Source organism: Nocardia sp. NPDC051052 (genome assembly GCF_044456045.1).
Lineage (GTDB): Bacteria > Actinomycetota > Actinomycetes > Mycobacteriales > Mycobacteriaceae > Nocardia.
The window spans coordinates 708,955-725,262 of the sequence record NZ_JBITFL010000004.1 but is presented as its reverse complement, the minus strand read 5'-3'; the positions used below and the strand labels follow the sequence as shown (position 1 = coordinate 725,262).

The 16,308-nt window shown below is 67.8% G+C and carries 18 protein-coding genes; 2 read left to right on the top strand and 16 right to left on the bottom strand.

Translation table 11 applies throughout. The annotated features are described in order from the left end of the window. Positions 1–13 precede the first annotated feature (13 nt). From nrdR to ACIBCN_RS17425, 3 genes are all read right to left on the bottom strand, one after another. The gene (nrdR, locus tag ACIBCN_RS17435) at positions 14–484 is read right to left on the bottom strand and encodes a transcriptional regulator NrdR (RefSeq protein ID WP_357378891.1); all 471 of its coding nucleotides are present in this window, start codon (positions 482–484) and stop codon (positions 14–16) included. 220 nt (positions 485–704) lie between these two features. Further along, positions 705–1,961: a hypothetical protein gene (locus ACIBCN_RS17430; RefSeq protein WP_396992540.1), complete on the bottom strand. Its 1,257-nt coding sequence runs from the start codon at positions 1,959–1,961 to the stop codon at positions 705–707. 135 nt (positions 1,962–2,096) lie between these two features. Continuing rightward, positions 2,097–2,636 (bottom strand): hypothetical protein, encoded by a 540-nt coding sequence (locus ACIBCN_RS17425; RefSeq protein WP_396992539.1) that lies wholly within the window; start codon positions 2,634–2,636, stop codon positions 2,097–2,099. A gap of 318 nt (positions 2,637–2,954) precedes the next feature. Here ACIBCN_RS17425 and lexA point away from each other — a divergent pair, with 318 nt between their 5' ends. Together lexA and ACIBCN_RS17415 are read left to right on the top strand one after the other, a co-directional pair. Further along, positions 2,955–3,686, top strand: a complete 732-nt coding sequence (gene lexA, locus ACIBCN_RS17420; protein ID WP_357378885.1) for a transcriptional repressor LexA — start codon at positions 2,955–2,957, stop codon at positions 3,684–3,686. A 144-nt stretch (positions 3,687–3,830) separates the two neighbouring features. After that, on the top strand, positions 3,831–5,855 hold the full coding sequence (locus ACIBCN_RS17415; protein ID WP_396992538.1) for an ArnT family glycosyltransferase: 2,025 nt from the start codon (positions 3,831–3,833) through the stop codon (positions 5,853–5,855). A gap of 154 nt (positions 5,856–6,009) precedes the next feature. Here the strand turns inward: ACIBCN_RS17415 and ACIBCN_RS17410 are convergent, their stop codons facing one another. Genes ACIBCN_RS17410 through ACIBCN_RS17350 form a run of 13 tightly spaced genes read right to left on the bottom strand, consistent with a single transcriptional unit; the run spans position 6,010 to position 16,255 of the window. After that, a complete protein-coding gene (locus tag ACIBCN_RS17410) occupies positions 6,010–6,768 on the bottom strand; it encodes a DUF6390 family protein (RefSeq protein ID WP_396992537.1) in 759 nt (252 codons plus the stop codon). Positions 6,769–6,783: 15 nt separating this feature from the next. Then, the gene (gene hypE, locus ACIBCN_RS17405; RefSeq protein ID WP_396992536.1) at positions 6,784–7,863 is read right to left on the bottom strand and encodes a hydrogenase expression/formation protein HypE; all 1,080 of its coding nucleotides are present in this window, start codon (positions 7,861–7,863) and stop codon (positions 6,784–6,786) included. Continuing rightward, positions 7,856–8,968 (bottom strand): hydrogenase formation protein HypD, encoded by a 1,113-nt coding sequence (gene hypD / locus ACIBCN_RS17400; RefSeq protein ID WP_396992535.1) that lies wholly within the window; start codon positions 8,966–8,968, stop codon positions 7,856–7,858. The genes hypE and hypD overlap by 8 nt, the downstream gene beginning before the upstream one ends. Further along, a complete protein-coding gene (locus ACIBCN_RS17395) occupies positions 8,965–9,300 on the bottom strand; it encodes a HypC/HybG/HupF family hydrogenase formation chaperone (protein ID WP_396992534.1) in 336 nt (111 codons plus the stop codon). Before ACIBCN_RS17395 ends, hypD begins: the two co-directional genes overlap by 4 nt. 16 nt (positions 9,301–9,316) lie before the next feature. After that, positions 9,317–11,596 (bottom strand): carbamoyltransferase HypF, encoded by a 2,280-nt coding sequence (hypF, locus tag ACIBCN_RS17390; RefSeq protein WP_396992533.1) that lies wholly within the window; start codon positions 11,594–11,596, stop codon positions 9,317–9,319. Then, positions 11,593–11,835 (bottom strand): HypC/HybG/HupF family hydrogenase formation chaperone, encoded by a 243-nt coding sequence (locus tag ACIBCN_RS17385; RefSeq protein WP_396992532.1) that lies wholly within the window; start codon positions 11,833–11,835, stop codon positions 11,593–11,595. Before ACIBCN_RS17385 ends, hypF begins: the two co-directional genes overlap by 4 nt. 3 nt (positions 11,836–11,838) lie before the next feature. After that, positions 11,839–12,342 (bottom strand): hydrogenase maturation protease, encoded by a 504-nt coding sequence (locus ACIBCN_RS17380; RefSeq protein ID WP_396992605.1) that lies wholly within the window; start codon positions 12,340–12,342, stop codon positions 11,839–11,841. Position 12,343: 1 nt separating this feature from the next. Then, positions 12,344–12,667 carry a hypothetical protein gene (locus ACIBCN_RS17375; protein ID WP_396992531.1) on the bottom strand — a complete coding sequence of 108 codons (324 nt, stop codon included), beginning with the start codon at positions 12,665–12,667 and terminating at the stop codon, positions 12,344–12,346. Between the two features lie 15 nt (positions 12,668–12,682). Continuing rightward, positions 12,683–12,802, bottom strand: a complete 120-nt coding sequence (locus ACIBCN_RS17370) for a DUF6893 family small protein (RefSeq protein WP_396992530.1) — start codon at positions 12,800–12,802, stop codon at positions 12,683–12,685. Positions 12,803–12,814: 12 nt separating this feature from the next. After that, complete coding sequence (locus tag ACIBCN_RS17365) at positions 12,815–14,140, bottom strand: hypothetical protein (RefSeq protein WP_396992529.1); 1,326 nt, start codon at positions 14,138–14,140, stop codon at positions 12,815–12,817. Further along, positions 14,140–14,808, bottom strand: coding sequence for a DUF6084 family protein (locus ACIBCN_RS17360; protein ID WP_396992528.1), 669 nt, complete (start codon positions 14,806–14,808; stop codon positions 14,140–14,142). Before ACIBCN_RS17360 ends, ACIBCN_RS17365 begins: the two co-directional genes overlap by 1 nt. Continuing rightward, positions 14,808–15,449, bottom strand: a complete 642-nt coding sequence (locus tag ACIBCN_RS17355) for a DUF5947 family protein (protein ID WP_396992527.1) — start codon at positions 15,447–15,449, stop codon at positions 14,808–14,810. Before ACIBCN_RS17355 ends, ACIBCN_RS17360 begins: the two co-directional genes overlap by 1 nt. Continuing rightward, positions 15,446–16,255 (bottom strand): NifU family protein, encoded by an 810-nt coding sequence (locus ACIBCN_RS17350; protein ID WP_396992604.1) that lies wholly within the window; start codon positions 16,253–16,255, stop codon positions 15,446–15,448. The genes ACIBCN_RS17355 and ACIBCN_RS17350 overlap by 4 nt, the downstream gene beginning before the upstream one ends. Positions 16,256–16,308: the final 53 nt, after the last annotated feature.

Sequence of the window (16,308 nt, the reverse complement as noted above, 5' to 3'; positions counted from 1 at the left end):
CTGCGGCTGTTGCTTATTCGGCCGCGACGGCCGCCGCCTCGCGGGCGGTACGCATCTCCTGGATCTCGCGTTCGAAATCCGCTGCGGAGGTGAAGGAACGGTAGACCGAGGCGAAGCGGAGGTAGGCGACCTCGTCCAGGTCGCGCAGCGGGCCGAGGATGGCCAGGCCGACCTCGTGGCTGGGCACCTCGGGAGAACCCTTGGCGCGCACCGCGTCTTCCACCTTCTGGGCGAGCAGGTTCAGCGCGTCGTCGTCGACCTCACGCCCCTGGCAGGCGCGGCGCACGCCGCGGATGACCTTCTCCCTGCTGAACGGCTCGGTGACGCCGCTGCGTTTGACCACGGACAGGATCGCGGTCTCGACCGTGCTGAACCGCCGCCCACAGTGCGGGCACGCGCGGCGGCGGCGGATGGCCGCGCCTTCGTCGGCCTCGCGCGAGTCCACCACCCGGGAGTCGGGGTGTCGGCAGTACGGGCAATGCATCCGAGAGATCCTTCGTCGATGCGCGCGCTCGCGGCCGGCCCGGCAACCGATCGGGGTGACCGTCCCGGCGAGCACGTGTACAGGGGCCTAGACCCCGGCACCAGGTAAACCTCAGGCGATATGCGGAATACCTGCATAGCTCTTCGAGGATACCTGTCCGGGTACCCGGGATGTCCCACTCACCCTGCGTTGCCCCGCGCAATCGCCACCTATGGCCGGACTATTCGACGACCTGCCACTGCGATGTCAGGTCGGCGATGAGCTCGGGCAGGCGCGGAACGAGGCGGCCACGGGCGAGTTTGTTCCAGAACGACTCGCCGAGTACAGCGGGGGCGAGCGCGGGATTCAGTTCCATATCGATATGGCGCGGGACGAGGTCGCCGGTGATGTAGGTCCAGCGAGTGTCGCGGTCGGCCCAGTTGAAGTCGGGCAGCGGGGTGCGCAGGGCCAGGGTGCGGCCGCCGAGATCGGCGCGGACGGTGGCCGGCGCGAACACGCCCGGAGCGCGGACACCTGGCACGGCGGGTTTGCCCGCGATGGTGCTGACGTAGGTGAGCACGCGGCCGATCGGCGCGCGGCCCGCCGAGGTCGCGTCCCACTGGTCGGCGATCACCCGGTTCTGTTCGCGGTCGGTCATCCGGATCAGCGCGTCGATAGTGCCCTCGCGGGTGCCCGCGGCGATCGACCGCCACGCGGTATGGATGTCGGCATCGAGCACACCCGCCTCGGACATCTCGTCGATGCCCCGCATACCCAGCGCCGCATACGCTTCGTGCATCGGAACCAGGTCGGTGAAAATGTGCTTCTGCATGATCATCAGCCGAGTCTGGTACCAGGCGACATCCTCGGCGCTGAGCCGCGATCCCTCCTCGGCGAGCAGACGGATGTCAGCGGGCAACTCGCGCACGAGTTCCGGTGGGGTGTTTCGCAACAGGTCGGCGACGGTATCGCCGAGTTGATGGATGCCTGGCACGTCGAGCACCACACCGACATCGCTCATATCGAAGAATCCGGAGGCGAACGAACCGCCCGCGATGCCGGCCAGCCCGGCCCAGTAGAACTCCGGATGCTGCGTGGCGAGCCGCAGGTAGTTGACGTACACCTGGTTGAATGTGCGCTCGTTGGCTCGCACCCCACGCGCCGGATCCCAGGCCGCAAGATCGATGTCGGCGTTGCGCGTCGCGACGACCAGCCAGTACTGATGCAGCAACGTCGCATACCGGCGCGGCGACACGCCGTCAGCGCGCGCCTTCTCCACCGCGGCGGACAAGGCCGACTCGTCCAGTGGGAGCGCCGGATTCAGCCCGCCACCGCCCGCACCGTCACCGTTGACGGCGGGTAGGTCCAGGTACGCCGCATAGGCAGGCGCCGCCTGAGCGGCCGGAATAGATCCGAACCCGAAAACGAGACACAGAGCGAGCCCGGCGATTCGGGCGAGAAGCCGGGCAGGTCGTCCGGCGGTGGCGAGGTGCGTCATTGCTAGTCCCGAACTCGTTCGAAGGCCAAGGCCATGTCTGGCAAAGACCTTTGCCAGATCACGTTTTCAGCACACTAGCAACATGTTCTAGCCGACGATCAACAAATCCGGCCACATCGCGCCGGGACAGCGGCGTCAGCGCGGTGCGGTTACCCCTTGCGGCAGCAGACTTCCCGGCGCGACATCGACGGGCGCCGACTGTCCATCGACCACAGCGGGCACCGTGGACGTCGAGGTGTCGCCACCCCAGTCCCCCGCCCGCAGGTGCGCCAGCGTGATGAGCGCGGCCACCACGAGCGCACTCAGTAGCGCGGCCACCGCGAGTACGGCGAAACCGACCTGCGCCTGCTCGACCAATTCCCCCGGGTGCGCGCCACTGGGGCGGCGCACCGTCGAAGTTCGTGTGCCACGGTCGTATACCGCGACCCCGCCGGGCCGTGCGCCACGCGGGCGCCGGTCGACGGTGGACCGATGTGTCGAATCCAGTGTCCGCGTACGCAAGGTGCCTCGATGCACGCGCGGGACGGTGGCGAAGGCCAGATCTATCTCGGCCGAGTCGATGTCGCGCGGGTCGACCTCGCGAGTATCGATGACACGGGCCTCGTCGACGAGCGGCACGAGGGCCGCTCCGGTCGTGCCGACCTCCGTGTTGATGTCGCTGATCGCAGTGCTCATCGGACAAACCTCCGTGGTGGGTGCTCCGTCTGTGTTCGAGCTGGGTTGTTCGAGCTGGGCGGGCCGGTCGGGCTGGTCGGTACCGCTGTTCAGTGCCACTTTTCGATGCATTGTTCGCTCAGGTGTTCGAAGAACTGATGTTCGATTTCTACCACGCGCCACCGACAATGTCAGCAGGAAACGCCCGACACTCTCGAACAGATGTTTGAAACATTGGCTCGACCGGACTAGATTCGAAAGACGAAATTGCAAGACAGGCCATGCACAGATATGCCGGGCAACGGATCAGCCCGGACACAGCAAGGAAGGGCGGTTGCGGTGAGGCACACAGACGACACGGGCGTAGAGAGCGAAGGCGGCGCCGACACGGCGGTTACCGGGGCGGATCTCACCGTGCGTCAGCGCAAAGTGCTGGATGTGATCCGGTCTTCAGTGAGCGAGCGCGGCTACCCGCCGAGCATCCGGGAGATCGGCGACGCCGTCGGGCTCACCTCGACCTCCTCGGTGGCTCATCAGCTGCGCGCGTTGGAGCGCAAGGGCTTTCTGCGACGCGATCCGAATCGTCCACGCGCCGTTGACGTTCGCGGCCTCGACGAGGTCGGCCGCGCGGTCACCAGCCTGCACGCCGCCACGGTGGACGAATCCGACAGCGCCGCAGTCGATCCGAGCAGGCCGACGCCGACGTTCGTGCCGGTACTCGGTCGGATCGCCGCCGGTGGCCCGATCCTGGCCGAGCAGGCGGTCGAGGACGTGTTCCCGCTGCCCCGCGAACTGGTCGGCGAGGGATCGCTGTTTCTGCTGAAGGTCGTCGGGCAGTCGATGATCGACGCGGCGATCTGCGACGGCGACTGGGTGGTGGTGCGGCAGCAGAACGTCGCCGACAACGGCGACATCGTCGCCGCCATGATCGACGGCGAAGCCACGGTGAAGACGTTCAAACGCACCGGCAAGGATGTCTGGCTGATGCCGCACAACCCGGTGTTCGAACCGATCCCCGGCAACGATGCACAGGTGCTCGGCAAGGTCGTCACGGTCATCCGCAAGATCTAGCCGAGCTCGATACTCGAACGGCCGCACGGTGATCCGTGCGGCCGTTCGCGGTAAACGCCCTCGTTTGCCCAGGCCACAGGCGTTCACAGCACATTGCCAGCGAGCGCCCAGCGCCTTCACCGCTGCGCCGGTCATGCTCCTGCAGTGACCACGATCAGCGCCGAACCGGCCCTGCCCGATGCGACCGACACCGCCGACACGCCCGACCCGGACGGCCTGCCACCGGCCAGCCGCTGGGAGCGAGTGGGCCTGGTCGCGCTCCTGATCGGGACGGCTGCCGCGTACCTATGGCACATCACCGTCAACGGCATGGGCAACAACTTCTACGCCGCCGCCACCTGGGCGAGCTCCCGCGACTGGAAAGCACTGCTGTTCGGCTCGCTCGATCCCGGCAACTTCATCACCGTCGACAAACCACCCGTCTCCCAGTGGGTGATGGGACTGTCCGGCCAGCTGTTCGGCTTCAGCAGCGCGAGCATGCTGATCCCGCAGGCGCTGATGGCGGTCGCCGCGGTCGGCCTGACCTACGCCGCGGTCACCCGCGCGACCGACAGCCGCGGCGCCGGACTGCTCGCCGGCGCGGCGCTGGCGGCTACCCCGGTGGTGGCGTTGATGTTCCGGTTCAACAATCCCGACGCCGTGATGGTGCTCCTGATGACCGCGGGCGCGTACTGCACCATCCGAGCGCTGCGGCACGCGAGCCCGCGCTGGCTGATGCTGGCCGGTGTCGCGCTCGGGTTCGCGTTCCTGGCCAAGATGCTCGAAGGGTTGATGGTGCTGCCCGCCTTGGGCATCGCCTACCTCATCGTCGCGCCGAACACGCTGCGGAATCGGTTGTGGCACTTGACCGGTGCTGCTGCCGCGTTGATCGTCTCGTCCGGTTGGTATGTGCTGCTGACCATTCTGTGGCCCGCGTCATCGCGTCCCTACCTGGCCGGGTCGACGAACAACACCTTCATGGATCTGGTGCTCGGCTACAACGGGTTCGCGCGATTCCTCGGCCAGAATCATCGGGGTGGCGGCAACCGCTTCGAGCTGCCGCCCGGGTACGAGATGCCGCGCGATCTCGGTGGTGGCGGCTTCGGTGGTTTCGGTGGGTTCGGCGGATCGAGTCATTGGAAGCTGTTCACCGGTGAGATCGGGTTCGAGATCTCCTGGCTGCTGCCCGCCGCGCTGCTGGCGTTCGCCGTGGTGCTGGTGTCCCGCTGGCGCGCGCCGCGTACCGACCAAGTACGCGGTGCCGCTTTGGTTTTCGGGCTGTGGCTGGTGATCGACGGCATCGCGTTCACCACCATGAAGGGTGGCATGCACGCGTATTACACGCTGGCGATCGGGCCGGCGATAGCGGGCATGTTCGCCATCGGCGTGCACGAAGTGTGGCGGCGACGCGACGAGGTATTCGGCCGAATCGGCGCCGCCGCACTTGTTCTCGCGACCGGCGGGTGGGCGTTCGTGTTGCTGAGTCGCAATTCCGATTGGCTGCCGTGGCTGCGCTGGACCCTGCTCACGGTGTCGGTGCTCGCCGCACTGGGACTGCTGGCCACCGCCTTCCCCGCGGTGTCGAGCCGACTGCGCACCCGGACCATCTCGGTGCTGGTGGTCGCGGGCGTGCTGGCCGGACTGGGCGGCACCTCCGCTTACGCGGCCGCCACCTTGCCGCAGGAACATGTCGGCGGCGGTCCCTCCGTCGGACCCGCCAAGCCCGAGAAACCCGGCCCCGCCAACCAGATGCGCCGCGCAGTCACCGCGTTCCTCGACGGCACGACCGAACCTCAGGTCGTCGAGATGCTGCGCAACACGACGACCACGTGGTCGGCCGCGGTCGACCGGTCCTCGACAGCCGCGAGCCTGGAACTCGACAGCCGCACGCCCGTGATCGCCATCGGCGGCTTCACCTCCGACGACCCCGTGCCGACCCTCCCCGACTTCGAGCACCTCGTCAGCACCCACCAGGTGACCTATTACCTGGCCCAGGAGGTACAACTGCCCGACTCCTGGAAGGTCGCGGACCAGCCCGGCGTCCTCTCGGAACCCGTCCAGGCACCGAAGAGCAACGGCCTGTGGCGACCCTCCGGAAACAAGGAAATCGCCGATTGGGTCGCCGCCCACTACAACTCGGTCCACATCGGCAACGTCGCGGTCTACGACCTGACGAAGCCGACACACTAGGCAACCACGTCCGTCGACCTCAACCGCCAAACCCTCGCGCTCCTCGTCGAAATCCGCACTCTCGCTTGGGTTCTGCACTCGGAATAGGGCCGTGAATCGAGTGCGGATCCCGAGGAAGGGTGCGGATTTGATGTGGCGGGGCCGTGGTCTGCGGTCAGTGTGGGCTGGCTAGGCGTTGGTTGGTGACGTGTAGTTGGCGGGTGGTGCTGGTTTCGAGGTTTTGGACTTGGCTGGGGTTCAGGCGGTCGCAGAGGCGGCCCCAGTGCACGGCTACTTGGTCGCCGGGGGTCACGTCGGGGACGGCTGAGTAGCCGTCGGTCCAGATTTCCGCGTGCTGGGGTGCGGGGGCCGACAAGCTCAATTCGTGTCCGTCCCAGACTAATTCGCTGCGGCTCAGGGTGATATCGGTTCCCGCGCAGTCGATTACGGTTCCCCAGGAAATGCGGCAGCCGTCGAGGACCTGCACCGGATGGTTGCTCTTCGCTTTGCCGAGCAGGCGAGTCCATGGGTACACGCCGAATACGTGGAAGCCGTGGTTGGCGGCTGCTTCGGTGGCGAGGTCGGCGGTCAGATGGGTCCAGTAGTGGCCTGCCAGCGGGCCGATGACGGCCAGCAGTTCGGCCGCGAACGCCTCGGGGTCGAGGTCGGCGCCGAGACCGCCGCCCAGCCAATACGACTCGACGAGGCGGTGGTCCAGCGGGTCGGCGATCCCGCTCAGTCTGGACATCACCCGCAGGTAGGGCCACGCGCCGGAGAACTGTCCGGCCACCGCGCGCACGTCGGCTTCGGAGCCGCCGCGCAACGCGACGGCTTCCGGTGGTCCGCAGTAGCCGAGCCGGTTCGGCGCGTACGCGTATCGTGCGAAGAACTCGGTCCCGCTGACGACCTGCTCGATTACGGACTCCTCACTCACTCGACGGCCGGCTGCTCAACAGATGCGCGGCAACTGCTCTCCTGCCGGGAGATCTACCACGCGGGTGCCACCCAGCGCGGTCCGCGCGACCACCATGCCCGGGTGCTCCTCGACGCAGACGCCGATGACAGCGGCGCGGGAGCCGAGCGGATGCTCGCGCATCGCGGCCAGCACCATGTCCGCTTCCTGCGGCGCGATGAAGGCGACCAGCTTGCCCTCGTTGGCGACATACATCGGGTCGAGCCCGAGCAGACCGCACGCGTCGCGCACCGCCGCGGGCACCGGTAGCTTCCGTTCGTCCAGTGACACACCGACTTTCGCGGCCTTGGCGATCTCGTTGAGCGTGGCCGACATGCCGCCACGAGTGGGGTCGCGCAAGACGTGCAGGTCGGCGCCGGTGGCCAGCATCGCGGCGACCAGGCCGTTGAGCGGCGCGGTGTCACTGCATACGGTGGTGCCGAATTCGAGGCCCTCGCGGCAGCTCATCACCGCGACGCCGTGCACCCCGATATCGCCGCTGACGATCACGACATCGCCGGGCCGCGCCCGCTGCGGCCGGATGTCGACGCCGTCATCGACAATGCCGATGCCCGCGGTGTTGATGAAGATGCCGTCGCCGTGCCCGGAATCGACCACTTTGGTGTCGCCGGTGACCAGGGTGACGCCCGCCGCGAGCGCCGCCGTACCCACCGCCTTGGCGACCTGGGCGATGTCGGCCAGCGCGGTGCCCTCCTCCAGGATGAACGCGGTGGACAGCACCATCGGGCGCGCGCCCGACATCGCAAGATCGTTGACCGTGCCGTTCACCGCGAGATCACCGATCGAGCCGCCGGGGAACATCAACGGCTTCACCACGAACGAGTCGGTGGAGAACGCCAGCCGGACACCGCCGAGGGTGACCACCGCGGAATCGCCGAGCCCCGCGTCCGCGGCCGCCCCGAAGGCGGGCAGGAAAAGGTGCTCGATCAGCTCGCCGGACATCGCGCCGCCGCCGCCATGGCCCATCACGATGTTGGGTGAGTCCCGCAACGGCATCGGGCAGACCCAGCTCTCCATGTCGATGGTCGCCCCCGCGACGACCGTTTCGTCAGGCATGAGCCACCGCCGCGGGCAGATCCAGCCGCCGGTACAGGTAGTAGGCCGCGCACGCGCCCTCGGAGGACACCATGGTGGCGCCCAACGGGTTTCGTGGCGTGCACTCCTTGCCGAACGCGGCGCATTCGTGCGGTTTGATCAGACCTTGCAGTACCTCGCCGGAGCGGCAGATCGACGACTCGTCGGTATGCATGTCGCTGACGGAGTACCGGAGCTCGGCATCGTAGTCCTGATAGCGCTCGGACAGCTTCCACCCGCTCTGCGGGATCATGCCGATCCCGCGCCAGGCCCGGTCGGTGACGTCGAATACATCACGCAGCATCGCCCGCGCGGCCGGGTTGCCTGCCGACTGCACCGCGCGCGGATAGGCGTTCTCCAGTTCGTATTTGCCCGCCTCCAGCTGAATCACCGTGCGGCGGATGCCTTCCAGGATGTCGAGCGGCTCGAAACCGGTAACCACCATCGGCACCTTGTACTTCGCGGCGAGCGGCGGATACTCCTCGGTGCCCATCACGCTGCAGACGTGTCCGGCGGCGAGGAAGGCCTGGACCCGACAGCTCGGCGACTCCATGATCGCCGCGATGGCGGGCGGCACCAGCACATGCGAGACGAGCAGCGAGAAGTTCTCGATACCAAGGCGTTTCGCCTGATACACGGTCATCGCGTTGGCCGGGGCGGTGGTTTCGAAGCCGATGCCGAAGAACACCACCTGGCGATCAGGGTTCTCGCGGGCAATGTTCAGCGCGTCCAGCGGCGAATAGACGACACGTACGTCGCCACCCTCGCTCTTCACGTGGAAGAGGTCCTTCTGGCTGCCTGGCACGCGCAGCATGTCGCCGAAGGAGCAGAAGATCACGCCGGGTCGCGCGGCGATCGCCAGAGCCTTGTCGATCACCTCCAGCGGGGTGACACACACCGGACAACCGGGGCCGTGGATCATCTCGATCTCGTTCGGCAGCAACTGATCGATGCCGTGCCGGATGATCGAATGCGTCTGTCCACCACAGACTTCCATGATCGCCCAACGTCGGGTGGTCACGCTGCGGATCTGGTCGAGCAGCTTCGCCGCCAGCTCCGGATTGCTGAACTCGTCGAGATACTTCATGGCGTCACCTCTGTATCTGGTTGTGGCGAAACGGCTGCAGTGGCGGTGGGGTCGGCAAGCCCGGCTTGTTTGGCGGCCAGGGCGAAGCCGTCGCCGAATTCCTCGTTGAGTACGCCTAGGCGCTCGAATTCGGCGAGTGTCCTGAGCGCCGATTCCTCGTCGAGGCGCTGGATCGCGAATCCGACGTGGACGACCACGTAATCGCCGACGGCAGCGTCCGGGATATATTCCAAGCACACGTCTTTGTGCACGCCGCCGAAGTCGACGACCGACATCAGGGTGCCGTCCCGCTCCTGCAGGTCGAGCACCTTTCCTGGTACTGCCAGGCACATGGCCGCGCTCCTTTCCTCATCCCGCGCTGACGGCGAGTAGTTGCCCGAACGCGAGTCCGCCGTCGTTGGGCGGCAGCCTGCGATGGGAGATGACGTGAAAGCCGTTGTCCTGCAACAGGGCGCGGGATCGCGCCAGCAGGAGGGCATTCTGGAAGACGCCGCCGGAGAGGGCGACAGGGATCGACGGTGCCGAATAGGCCACCGCCAGTTGGAGAATCAGGTGCGCCACGGCGTCGTGGAAACGCGCGCCGATCGCGGCGGCCGAGACACCGTTCGCCGCGTCCGCCACTATCGCCGCGAGGACGGGCGCCGGGTCGAGTAGTGCGGGGGCGGTTTCGTCGCCGCGCTGGGCGTCCACCGCGAACCGGTATCCCGCGTCGATCGGAACGCCGCGGGCCAGTCCCTCGAGCTCGATGGCCGCCTGCGCCTCGTAGTCAACCACGTGCCGGACGCCGGCCAGTGACGACACCGCGTCGAACAATCTGCCCATGCTGGAGGTCGGCACGCAGCCGAGGCCGGTCTCGAATTGATGTGCCAGCACGGCACGTTCGCCGGCGGGGCAGGCGCGGACCGACGGGATCGACTCCGACCACTCGATGCCTGCCGCCCACAGGTGGGCCAGCGCCATTCGATACGGCCGGTGCACGCTCACGTCACCGCCCGCCAATGGCGCGTACTTCAGGTGGGCCAGCCGCAGGAAACCCTTGTAGCCGGCCAAGAGCACCTCACCGCCCCACACCGCGCCGTCCGGGCCGAATCCGGTGCCGTCGAAGGCGATACCGAGAACCGTTGCCGCCGCGCCCAATCCGTGCTCACCCATGACCGAGGCAATGTGTGCGTGATGGTGCTGCACCAGGCGCACCGGTCGGTCGCCCGCATTGCGCTGTGCCCAGGCGGTGGAGCGATAGCGCGGGTGCGCGTCGGCGACGAGTTGGACCGGATGTACGCCGGTGAGCTGTTCGAGGTGGTGCTCGGCGTCGTCGAAGGCCCGCAGCGTGGCGAGGTCGTCCATGTCGCCGATGTGCTGACTGAGCCACGCGTATCGCCCCTCCGCCACCGCGCAGGTGTTCTTCAGATCCGCGCCCACTGCCAGCGTCGGCGGCATCGGGACGGGCAGTGCCAGGGGCAGCGGTGCGTAGCCACGAGAGCGGCGCACGGGCAATTCGAGGCCATCGACCAGCCGGACCACCGAGTCATCGCACGGAACGAGGATGCGCCGATTGTGCGACAGCCAACCGTCCGCGAGTCCGGTCAGGCGAGTGCGCGCATCGGTGTCGTCGTAGCAGATCGGCTCACCGCCGAGATTGCCCGACGTCATGACCAGCACCTGCGGGCCGGGCGGATCACCGGGCAACCCGAACAGCAACAGGTGCAACGGGGCGTAGGCGATCATGACGCCAAGGTCAGGATTGCGGGGAGCCACCGAGGCCGCGGGTCCGGCTGCGTCGAGGGGGGCCAGCAGCACGATCGGTCGCGCCGGGCTCATCAGTAACGCGGCGGCCGCGGGATCGACCTCGACAATCGAGCGGGCGGTGTCCAGGTCGGGCACCATGACCGCGAAAGGCTTGTCGCCTCGGCGCTTTCGCTTGCGGAGTTCGGCGACTGCGGATTCGTTGGTGGCGTCGCAGGCCAAGTGGTAGCCGCCGATGCCTTTGACGGCGAGGATGCCGCCGTCACGCAACAGGTTTCGGGCGGCGATGAGTGGGTCGCCGGTGCCCGTATAGGCGAGGGTGGGGCCGCAGTGGGGGCAGGCGATCGGCTGGGCGTGGAAGCGGCGGTCGGCGGGGTCGGCGTATTCGCGGGCGCAGTCGGCGCACATCGGGAAGCCGGCCATCGAAGTCTGCGGGCGGTCGTAGGGCAGGGTCGCGATGATGGTGAAGCGGGGGCCGCAGTTGGTGCAGTTGATGAAGGGGTGGCGGTGGCGGCGGTTCGCGGGGTCGGCGAGTTCGCGGGCGCAGTCAGCGCAGAGCGCGACGTCGGGCGAGGCCAGGGTGCGGCCCGCACCGTCGCGGGTGGTGTCGGCGATATGGAAACCGGTGCCGCCGCGCAGCGGGATAGTCTGCTGCTCAACGGATTCGACCACCGCGAGCGGTGGCGGACTGTCCCGGACGCGTCGCACGAATTCGTCCAGATCGGCCGGCGCGCCTTCGATTTCGATGATCACGCCGGAGCTGTCGTTCGACACGCGCCCGGACAGCGCCAGTTCCGCGGCGGTGGTGTAGACGAAGGGCCGGAAACCGACCCCCTGCACCACGCCACGCGCCACCACTCGGCGCCGGGACCGGTGCCCGGTCATGGTTCCTCACCGCTTCCGAGCATGCGCAGCCCCGCCAGCGCCGATGCCGCGCCGGCCTCGTCGGTCTTCTCCACGACGAAGCCCATGTGGATGATCACCCAGTCGCCGGGCCGCGCCGGGTCGTCTTCCAGCAGACCGATATTCACCTTGCGCTTCTCGCCCTGGACATCGATCAGCGCGATCTGATTGTGGTAGCCGTCGAGGATTTCGACGACGCGGCCGGGAATGCCAAGGCACATCGGTCATTCCTCCTGTCGAGCTGCGGTGGGCGTGGGTGGGTCATCGAGTGGCGACAGATCCGCGAGGACTTCGGCTACCGCTGCGACCGCCATATCCACTGCGGCGGCAACAGGTTCGGACAGGCCCATGCCCTCGTCCACCGATTCGATCTGGCAGCCGATCACATAGGTCGGCGGTAGGGTGCCGCCGAGCGCGCGAACGCTGGCGAACACCGCCGCCGGATTCATCGCGTGCGCGTCGAGGTTCGCGGCGCCGTCGTTGTCCGGTTCGGCCTGGAGCACCTGAACGCGGCCCGGCGCACCGCGATTCGGCACCGCGTCGATCAGCACCAGCGCGTCCCATCCGTCGAGTAGGTCGTAAGCCAGGTGCATGCCGCGGATGCCGTAGTCGACCACGCGCACCGCCGGGTCGGCGTGGGGCGGCAAGCGCCGCACCACCTCTGGCCCGAATCCGTCGTCGCCGAGGAAGATGTTGCCGATCCCCGCGACCAGCACTGTCGTCGTCAGATCACCCCTGATCCTCGGTCGGCGCGGTGGCCCCGCCGACTTCCGCGCCGCCGACCTCGCCGGTGGCGGTCTCGTTCGGGTCGTGCGCTTCGTCTTTGCGGCCCTCGTACGGCGGCACCGCGGGCTCGGCGTCGGAACCGGCGGTTTCATTGGTGAATTCGGCGGTCCGCTCGGACTCGGTGCCTTCGGCGGAGGTCGTCTCTTCGTGTCCGATGTCGCCCGCCGGACGATCCGGATGCCCGGCCACCGTATCGGCACCGGTATCTCGCGAGCCCGGCTCGCCCCGCTCCGACTGGGGTTCCTCGCGCTGATCAGGGTCGGTCATGACATCTCCTCAGTGCTACATGTGCCGAATCTTCAAGTACCGCCGCAAATCCGGGATCGATCGCACGCCGACATAGGCGGCTGCGAGGACGATCACCGCGACGACCGCGGTCGCAATAATTCCGACGATCTCCATATCGGACCTTCCTTACTTTTCGGGGCTGGTGAGTGGTTCGATCTCGTCCGGCGCGAAATACAGGTAGCGGCCGTACCATTCGTGCAGATCCGCCGCCGGGTCGTCGTCGATGACGACGCCGACGTGGGCGTGGCCGTCGACGTCTTCGTGCACCGAGGTGACGCGGGCGATCTTGCCGTCGAAGAACAGGTCTTGCGCATCGGCCCGCCGGGAGGGGTGCAGCCGCACCTTGCTGCCCTTGCGCACCCGCACGCCCGCGATCGATACCGCGTCGGATTCGGGTCGTACGGCGTTGTCGGCCAGTGGATCCCACCAGTCGACGCCCTCGGGGATTTCCGGAATCAGGTGTGGCTGCCCTAGATGCGGGTCGCGCAGTACCCCGTGTAGCTGCTGCATCGACTCCGGCGTCATGGCGTCACAGCGGTCGATGATCTGGGCGGCACGCGGATCGGTGGCGCGGGCCTGCGCCTTCTCGTCGTCGGTCATCGTCATTACGCGCAGCGTGAGGATCTCGTCGATCTCGGTGGAGTCGAACAGCGGACCGTCGCTCTGTTCGGCGATCTCCGGATGGTCGTAGAGGATGATCGGCGTGATCAGCAGCAGGCTCTGGTCACCGGGTGGCCCGGCGAGCACCGGGAACCAACGGTCCCGCACACAGCGGGCGGCGGCATCGGCCGCGTCATCCGGCGGCTCGAGCAGCGAAAGAAACTGTCCGTCAGAGACTTCAGCGATGACGTGCGCGCCGATCAGCGAGCGGGCGATGGCGTCGCGCTGATCCGTCACGGCCGCCCCGGCATTGCGAGCCAGCACCGAAAGCCGTGCGTAGCCCGCGACCTGATCGACGGAGAGCTCGAGTTCCGCGTCCAGCGCGAGGCGAGTGCGCACCAATCGCCCGGCGACCTTGCCTGTCGCGTTGGTGATGTCTTCGATGTCGGTCCCACCCGGCACCCGCACCGGCCAGGTCCCTGCGGCGAGCGGCAGTGGGCCGACCACGAATTCGCGTTCGACGGCCTCGTCCCAGGTGATCCACGAATGCGAGCCCACCGTCAACTCCGCGAGCCGCGCCCCGTCCCGATCCTCGACCGCCCGCCGCTGCAGTTGCAGGAATCGGACCGTCAGCGTGATCGCCGTGTCGGCGGTGGTGTCGACCAGGCATTGCGCCGACATGCTCGACTCTTCGCCGAGCCCGGCCGCGGCGGCACCCACAGGACCGAGCACGCCGAACTGCCAGCGCGACTGATTCTTTCGCGAACTCGCCCGATAGGGATACAGCAGATATCCCTCATACAGCACCGCGTCGGCGACGGCACGCGCTCTGGCCCTGGTCTCGGCGGTCATCACTGCGCCTCGCCGGTCGACGGGGCATCTTCCGCGCGACGCGCCAGCAACTGAGTCACCGCGTCGTCGAAGCCGAGCAGTCCGTGGGCGGACTTGTAGGTGGCGAGCGCGTCCAGCGTCTCTCTGCTCAGTCGCAGCCAGCCGGAGTTCGGGTAGTGCGCGGCCATCACGTCACGCCAGACCGAGACCGGCATGTCGAACTTGTCCTCGCGATCCCACGGGATCTGCTGAATGCCGAAACCCGTTGTCCCTTTGAGGAATACCGTGCCGCTGAACAGAAAGATCAACGGCACACTGCCCTCGTGCAGCGCGTGCAGATACTTGGACCCGGTCACCTCGAAGTCGTAGGTGACCGGCATCGGCAGATCCACCTCGGACCCGCCGTGGAAGCCGCGAATCATGGTGGCACAGTGCATCCAGAGAAAGGTTCGCTGGGTGTCGCGCCAGCGTTCCCTCGGGCCGAACAGATCGGCCAGGCCGGCGCCCTCCTCCTCGGAGTAGCGGCGGCGGTGCGGTTCGATGCGCACCTGCGCGCGTAACGCGATCGCGTGCACGGGTTCGTCGGCGAGCGAGGCGATCCCGATGCGCGCGGACAGATTCGGCGCGGCGGCAAAGGGTTCCGGCTGCACGTCGAGTACCGCGAAGGTCATCGAGTTGACCGGGCTCATCACGCGCCGCCCGGCCTGGCCGGTTTCGCGCGGGCGGACACCGCGGCGAAGAACTCGTCGAGGTAGTCGTGCACATCCTGGCCGCCGTCGAATCCACGCCACAGCGTGCGCATTCGGCCGACGAACTCGTAACAGGTGTCGATCGGCAGCAGCAGGCACACGGCCTCGCCGGTGCCACGTTCGGGAACCCGGATGAGCAGCGCCTCGACATCCGGTGCCAGCACGGCCAATTCGGGATACCGATCCAGCACCACCTGCCATTCGGCGAGCGGCAGTTCGGATTCGGTGGCTCCGGCAGGCCCCGGATAGAACGCGACGGTCCGGTCGAGGGCGGAGTTGCGGAAGAAGAAGGCAAGTCCCACCGGGATTTCCAGCCCGTCCCACTCCCCCTGACTGATGGTGAACTCCGGGAAGTGCAGATACCGGTCCGGCACCGCGCGGTAGCGCAACCGCGCGCCCTGATCGGTGAACAGCAGATAGCACCCGCGACAGGTGCACATCAACTGTCTGCCTTCGACGTTCACCACATGCTGGTGTTCATCGGAGATCGGCTCGGCGCACATCTCGCATCGCTCGCCGACCGGCGCCGCGGGCGGGCGGTCGGCGGTGATCCGCTGTAAGGCGCGAAACGGTGAGGTCACCCGCTCACCCCCGCCGGCACGGCCACCGACAGTTCACCGGAACGGACCAGCACGGGCAGCGGTTCGAGGTGACCCTCGCCGTCCACCCGCGCGCCGGCCCGCACCGCGTCGAAATGCGCGAGGCAGTTCGGACAGCGCAGCACCGCGTCGCCGACCGGATAGCCGACCCGTCGATGCAGCGCGGCACCGGCCAGCGAGCTGTCGCAGGCCGGGCAGTGATCCCGGTAGGCGAACAGGGTGTCGCCCACCCGGCAGGCCAGCACGATCAGCCCGGCGATCGCGAACCCGCCCACCTCGCCCGGCTTCAGTTCCGCGAGTTCCGGTACCGCGACCCAGTTTCCGGCGGGCTGCTGACCGTTGGCGTGCACCCGCGAGAACAGCGAGTCGGCAGAAATCAGACCTGCCGCCGTCTGTGCCTCGGCCACCTCGATGGACACGATCTCTGGCGCGGCGGCCCGCACCGCGTCCTCGACCGCCAGCTCCAACGTCACCGACGACGACGGACAGGTCTTGCAGCTGCCGGACAGTTCGAGCCGAACCACACCGTCGGCGACGCCGAGCAGCGCCACGTCCCCACCGTGCGACCCGAGGTAGGGCCGCACGGTGTCGAGCGCCGTCCGCACCCTGGTGTGCACATCGTGCGGGTGCAGTCCGTGCACCAGCAGCAGACTGGCCACCAGTTCGTCACGGACGAGCCGATCGATCGTGTCGGTGTCGTTGCCGAGCAGCCGCAGCACCCGCTGCAACCCCGCGCCGTACAGATCCGCGATTTCCCGCACCAGGTTCTCGGCGCGCTCACGGGCCATGGCCCCGCCCGCCGAACTCGCGTCCAGCAGGGTCTCGATCCGTTCACCCGCTG

Coding starts and splice junctions, on each gene's coding strand:
- nrdR (WP_357378891.1), bottom strand. CDS start 484: ATGCATTGCCCGTACTGCCGACACCCCGACTCCCGGGTGGTGGACTCG.
- ACIBCN_RS17430 (WP_396992540.1), bottom strand. CDS start 1,961: ATGACGCACCTCGCCACCGCCGGACGACCTGCCCGGCTTCTCGCCCGA.
- ACIBCN_RS17425 (WP_396992539.1), bottom strand. CDS start 2,636: ATGAGCACTGCGATCAGCGACATCAACACGGAGGTCGGCACGACCGGA.
- hypE (WP_396992536.1), bottom strand. CDS start 7,863: ATGCCTGACGAAACGGTCGTCGCGGGGGCGACCATCGACATGGAGAGC.
- hypD (WP_396992535.1), bottom strand. CDS start 8,968: ATGAAGTATCTCGACGAGTTCAGCAATCCGGAGCTGGCGGCGAAGCTG.
- ACIBCN_RS17395 (WP_396992534.1), bottom strand. CDS start 9,300: ATGTGCCTGGCAGTACCAGGAAAGGTGCTCGACCTGCAGGAGCGGGAC.
- hypF (WP_396992533.1), bottom strand. CDS start 11,596: ATGACCGGGCACCGGTCCCGGCGCCGAGTGGTGGCGCGTGGCGTGGTG.
- ACIBCN_RS17385 (WP_396992532.1), bottom strand. CDS start 11,835: ATGTGCCTTGGCATTCCCGGCCGCGTCGTCGAAATCCTCGACGGCTAC.
- ACIBCN_RS17375 (WP_396992531.1), bottom strand. CDS start 12,667: ATGACCGACCCTGATCAGCGCGAGGAACCCCAGTCGGAGCGGGGCGAG.
- ACIBCN_RS17370 (WP_396992530.1), bottom strand. CDS start 12,802: ATGGAGATCGTCGGAATTATTGCGACCGCGGTCGTCGCGGTGATCGTC.
- ACIBCN_RS17365 (WP_396992529.1), bottom strand. CDS start 14,140: ATGACCGCCGAGACCAGGGCCAGAGCGCGTGCCGTCGCCGACGCGGTG.
- ACIBCN_RS17360 (WP_396992528.1), bottom strand. CDS start 14,808: ATGAGCCCGGTCAACTCGATGACCTTCGCGGTACTCGACGTGCAGCCG.
- ACIBCN_RS17350 (WP_396992604.1), bottom strand. CDS start 16,255: ATGGCCCGTGAGCGCGCCGAGAACCTGGTGCGGGAAATCGCGGATCTG.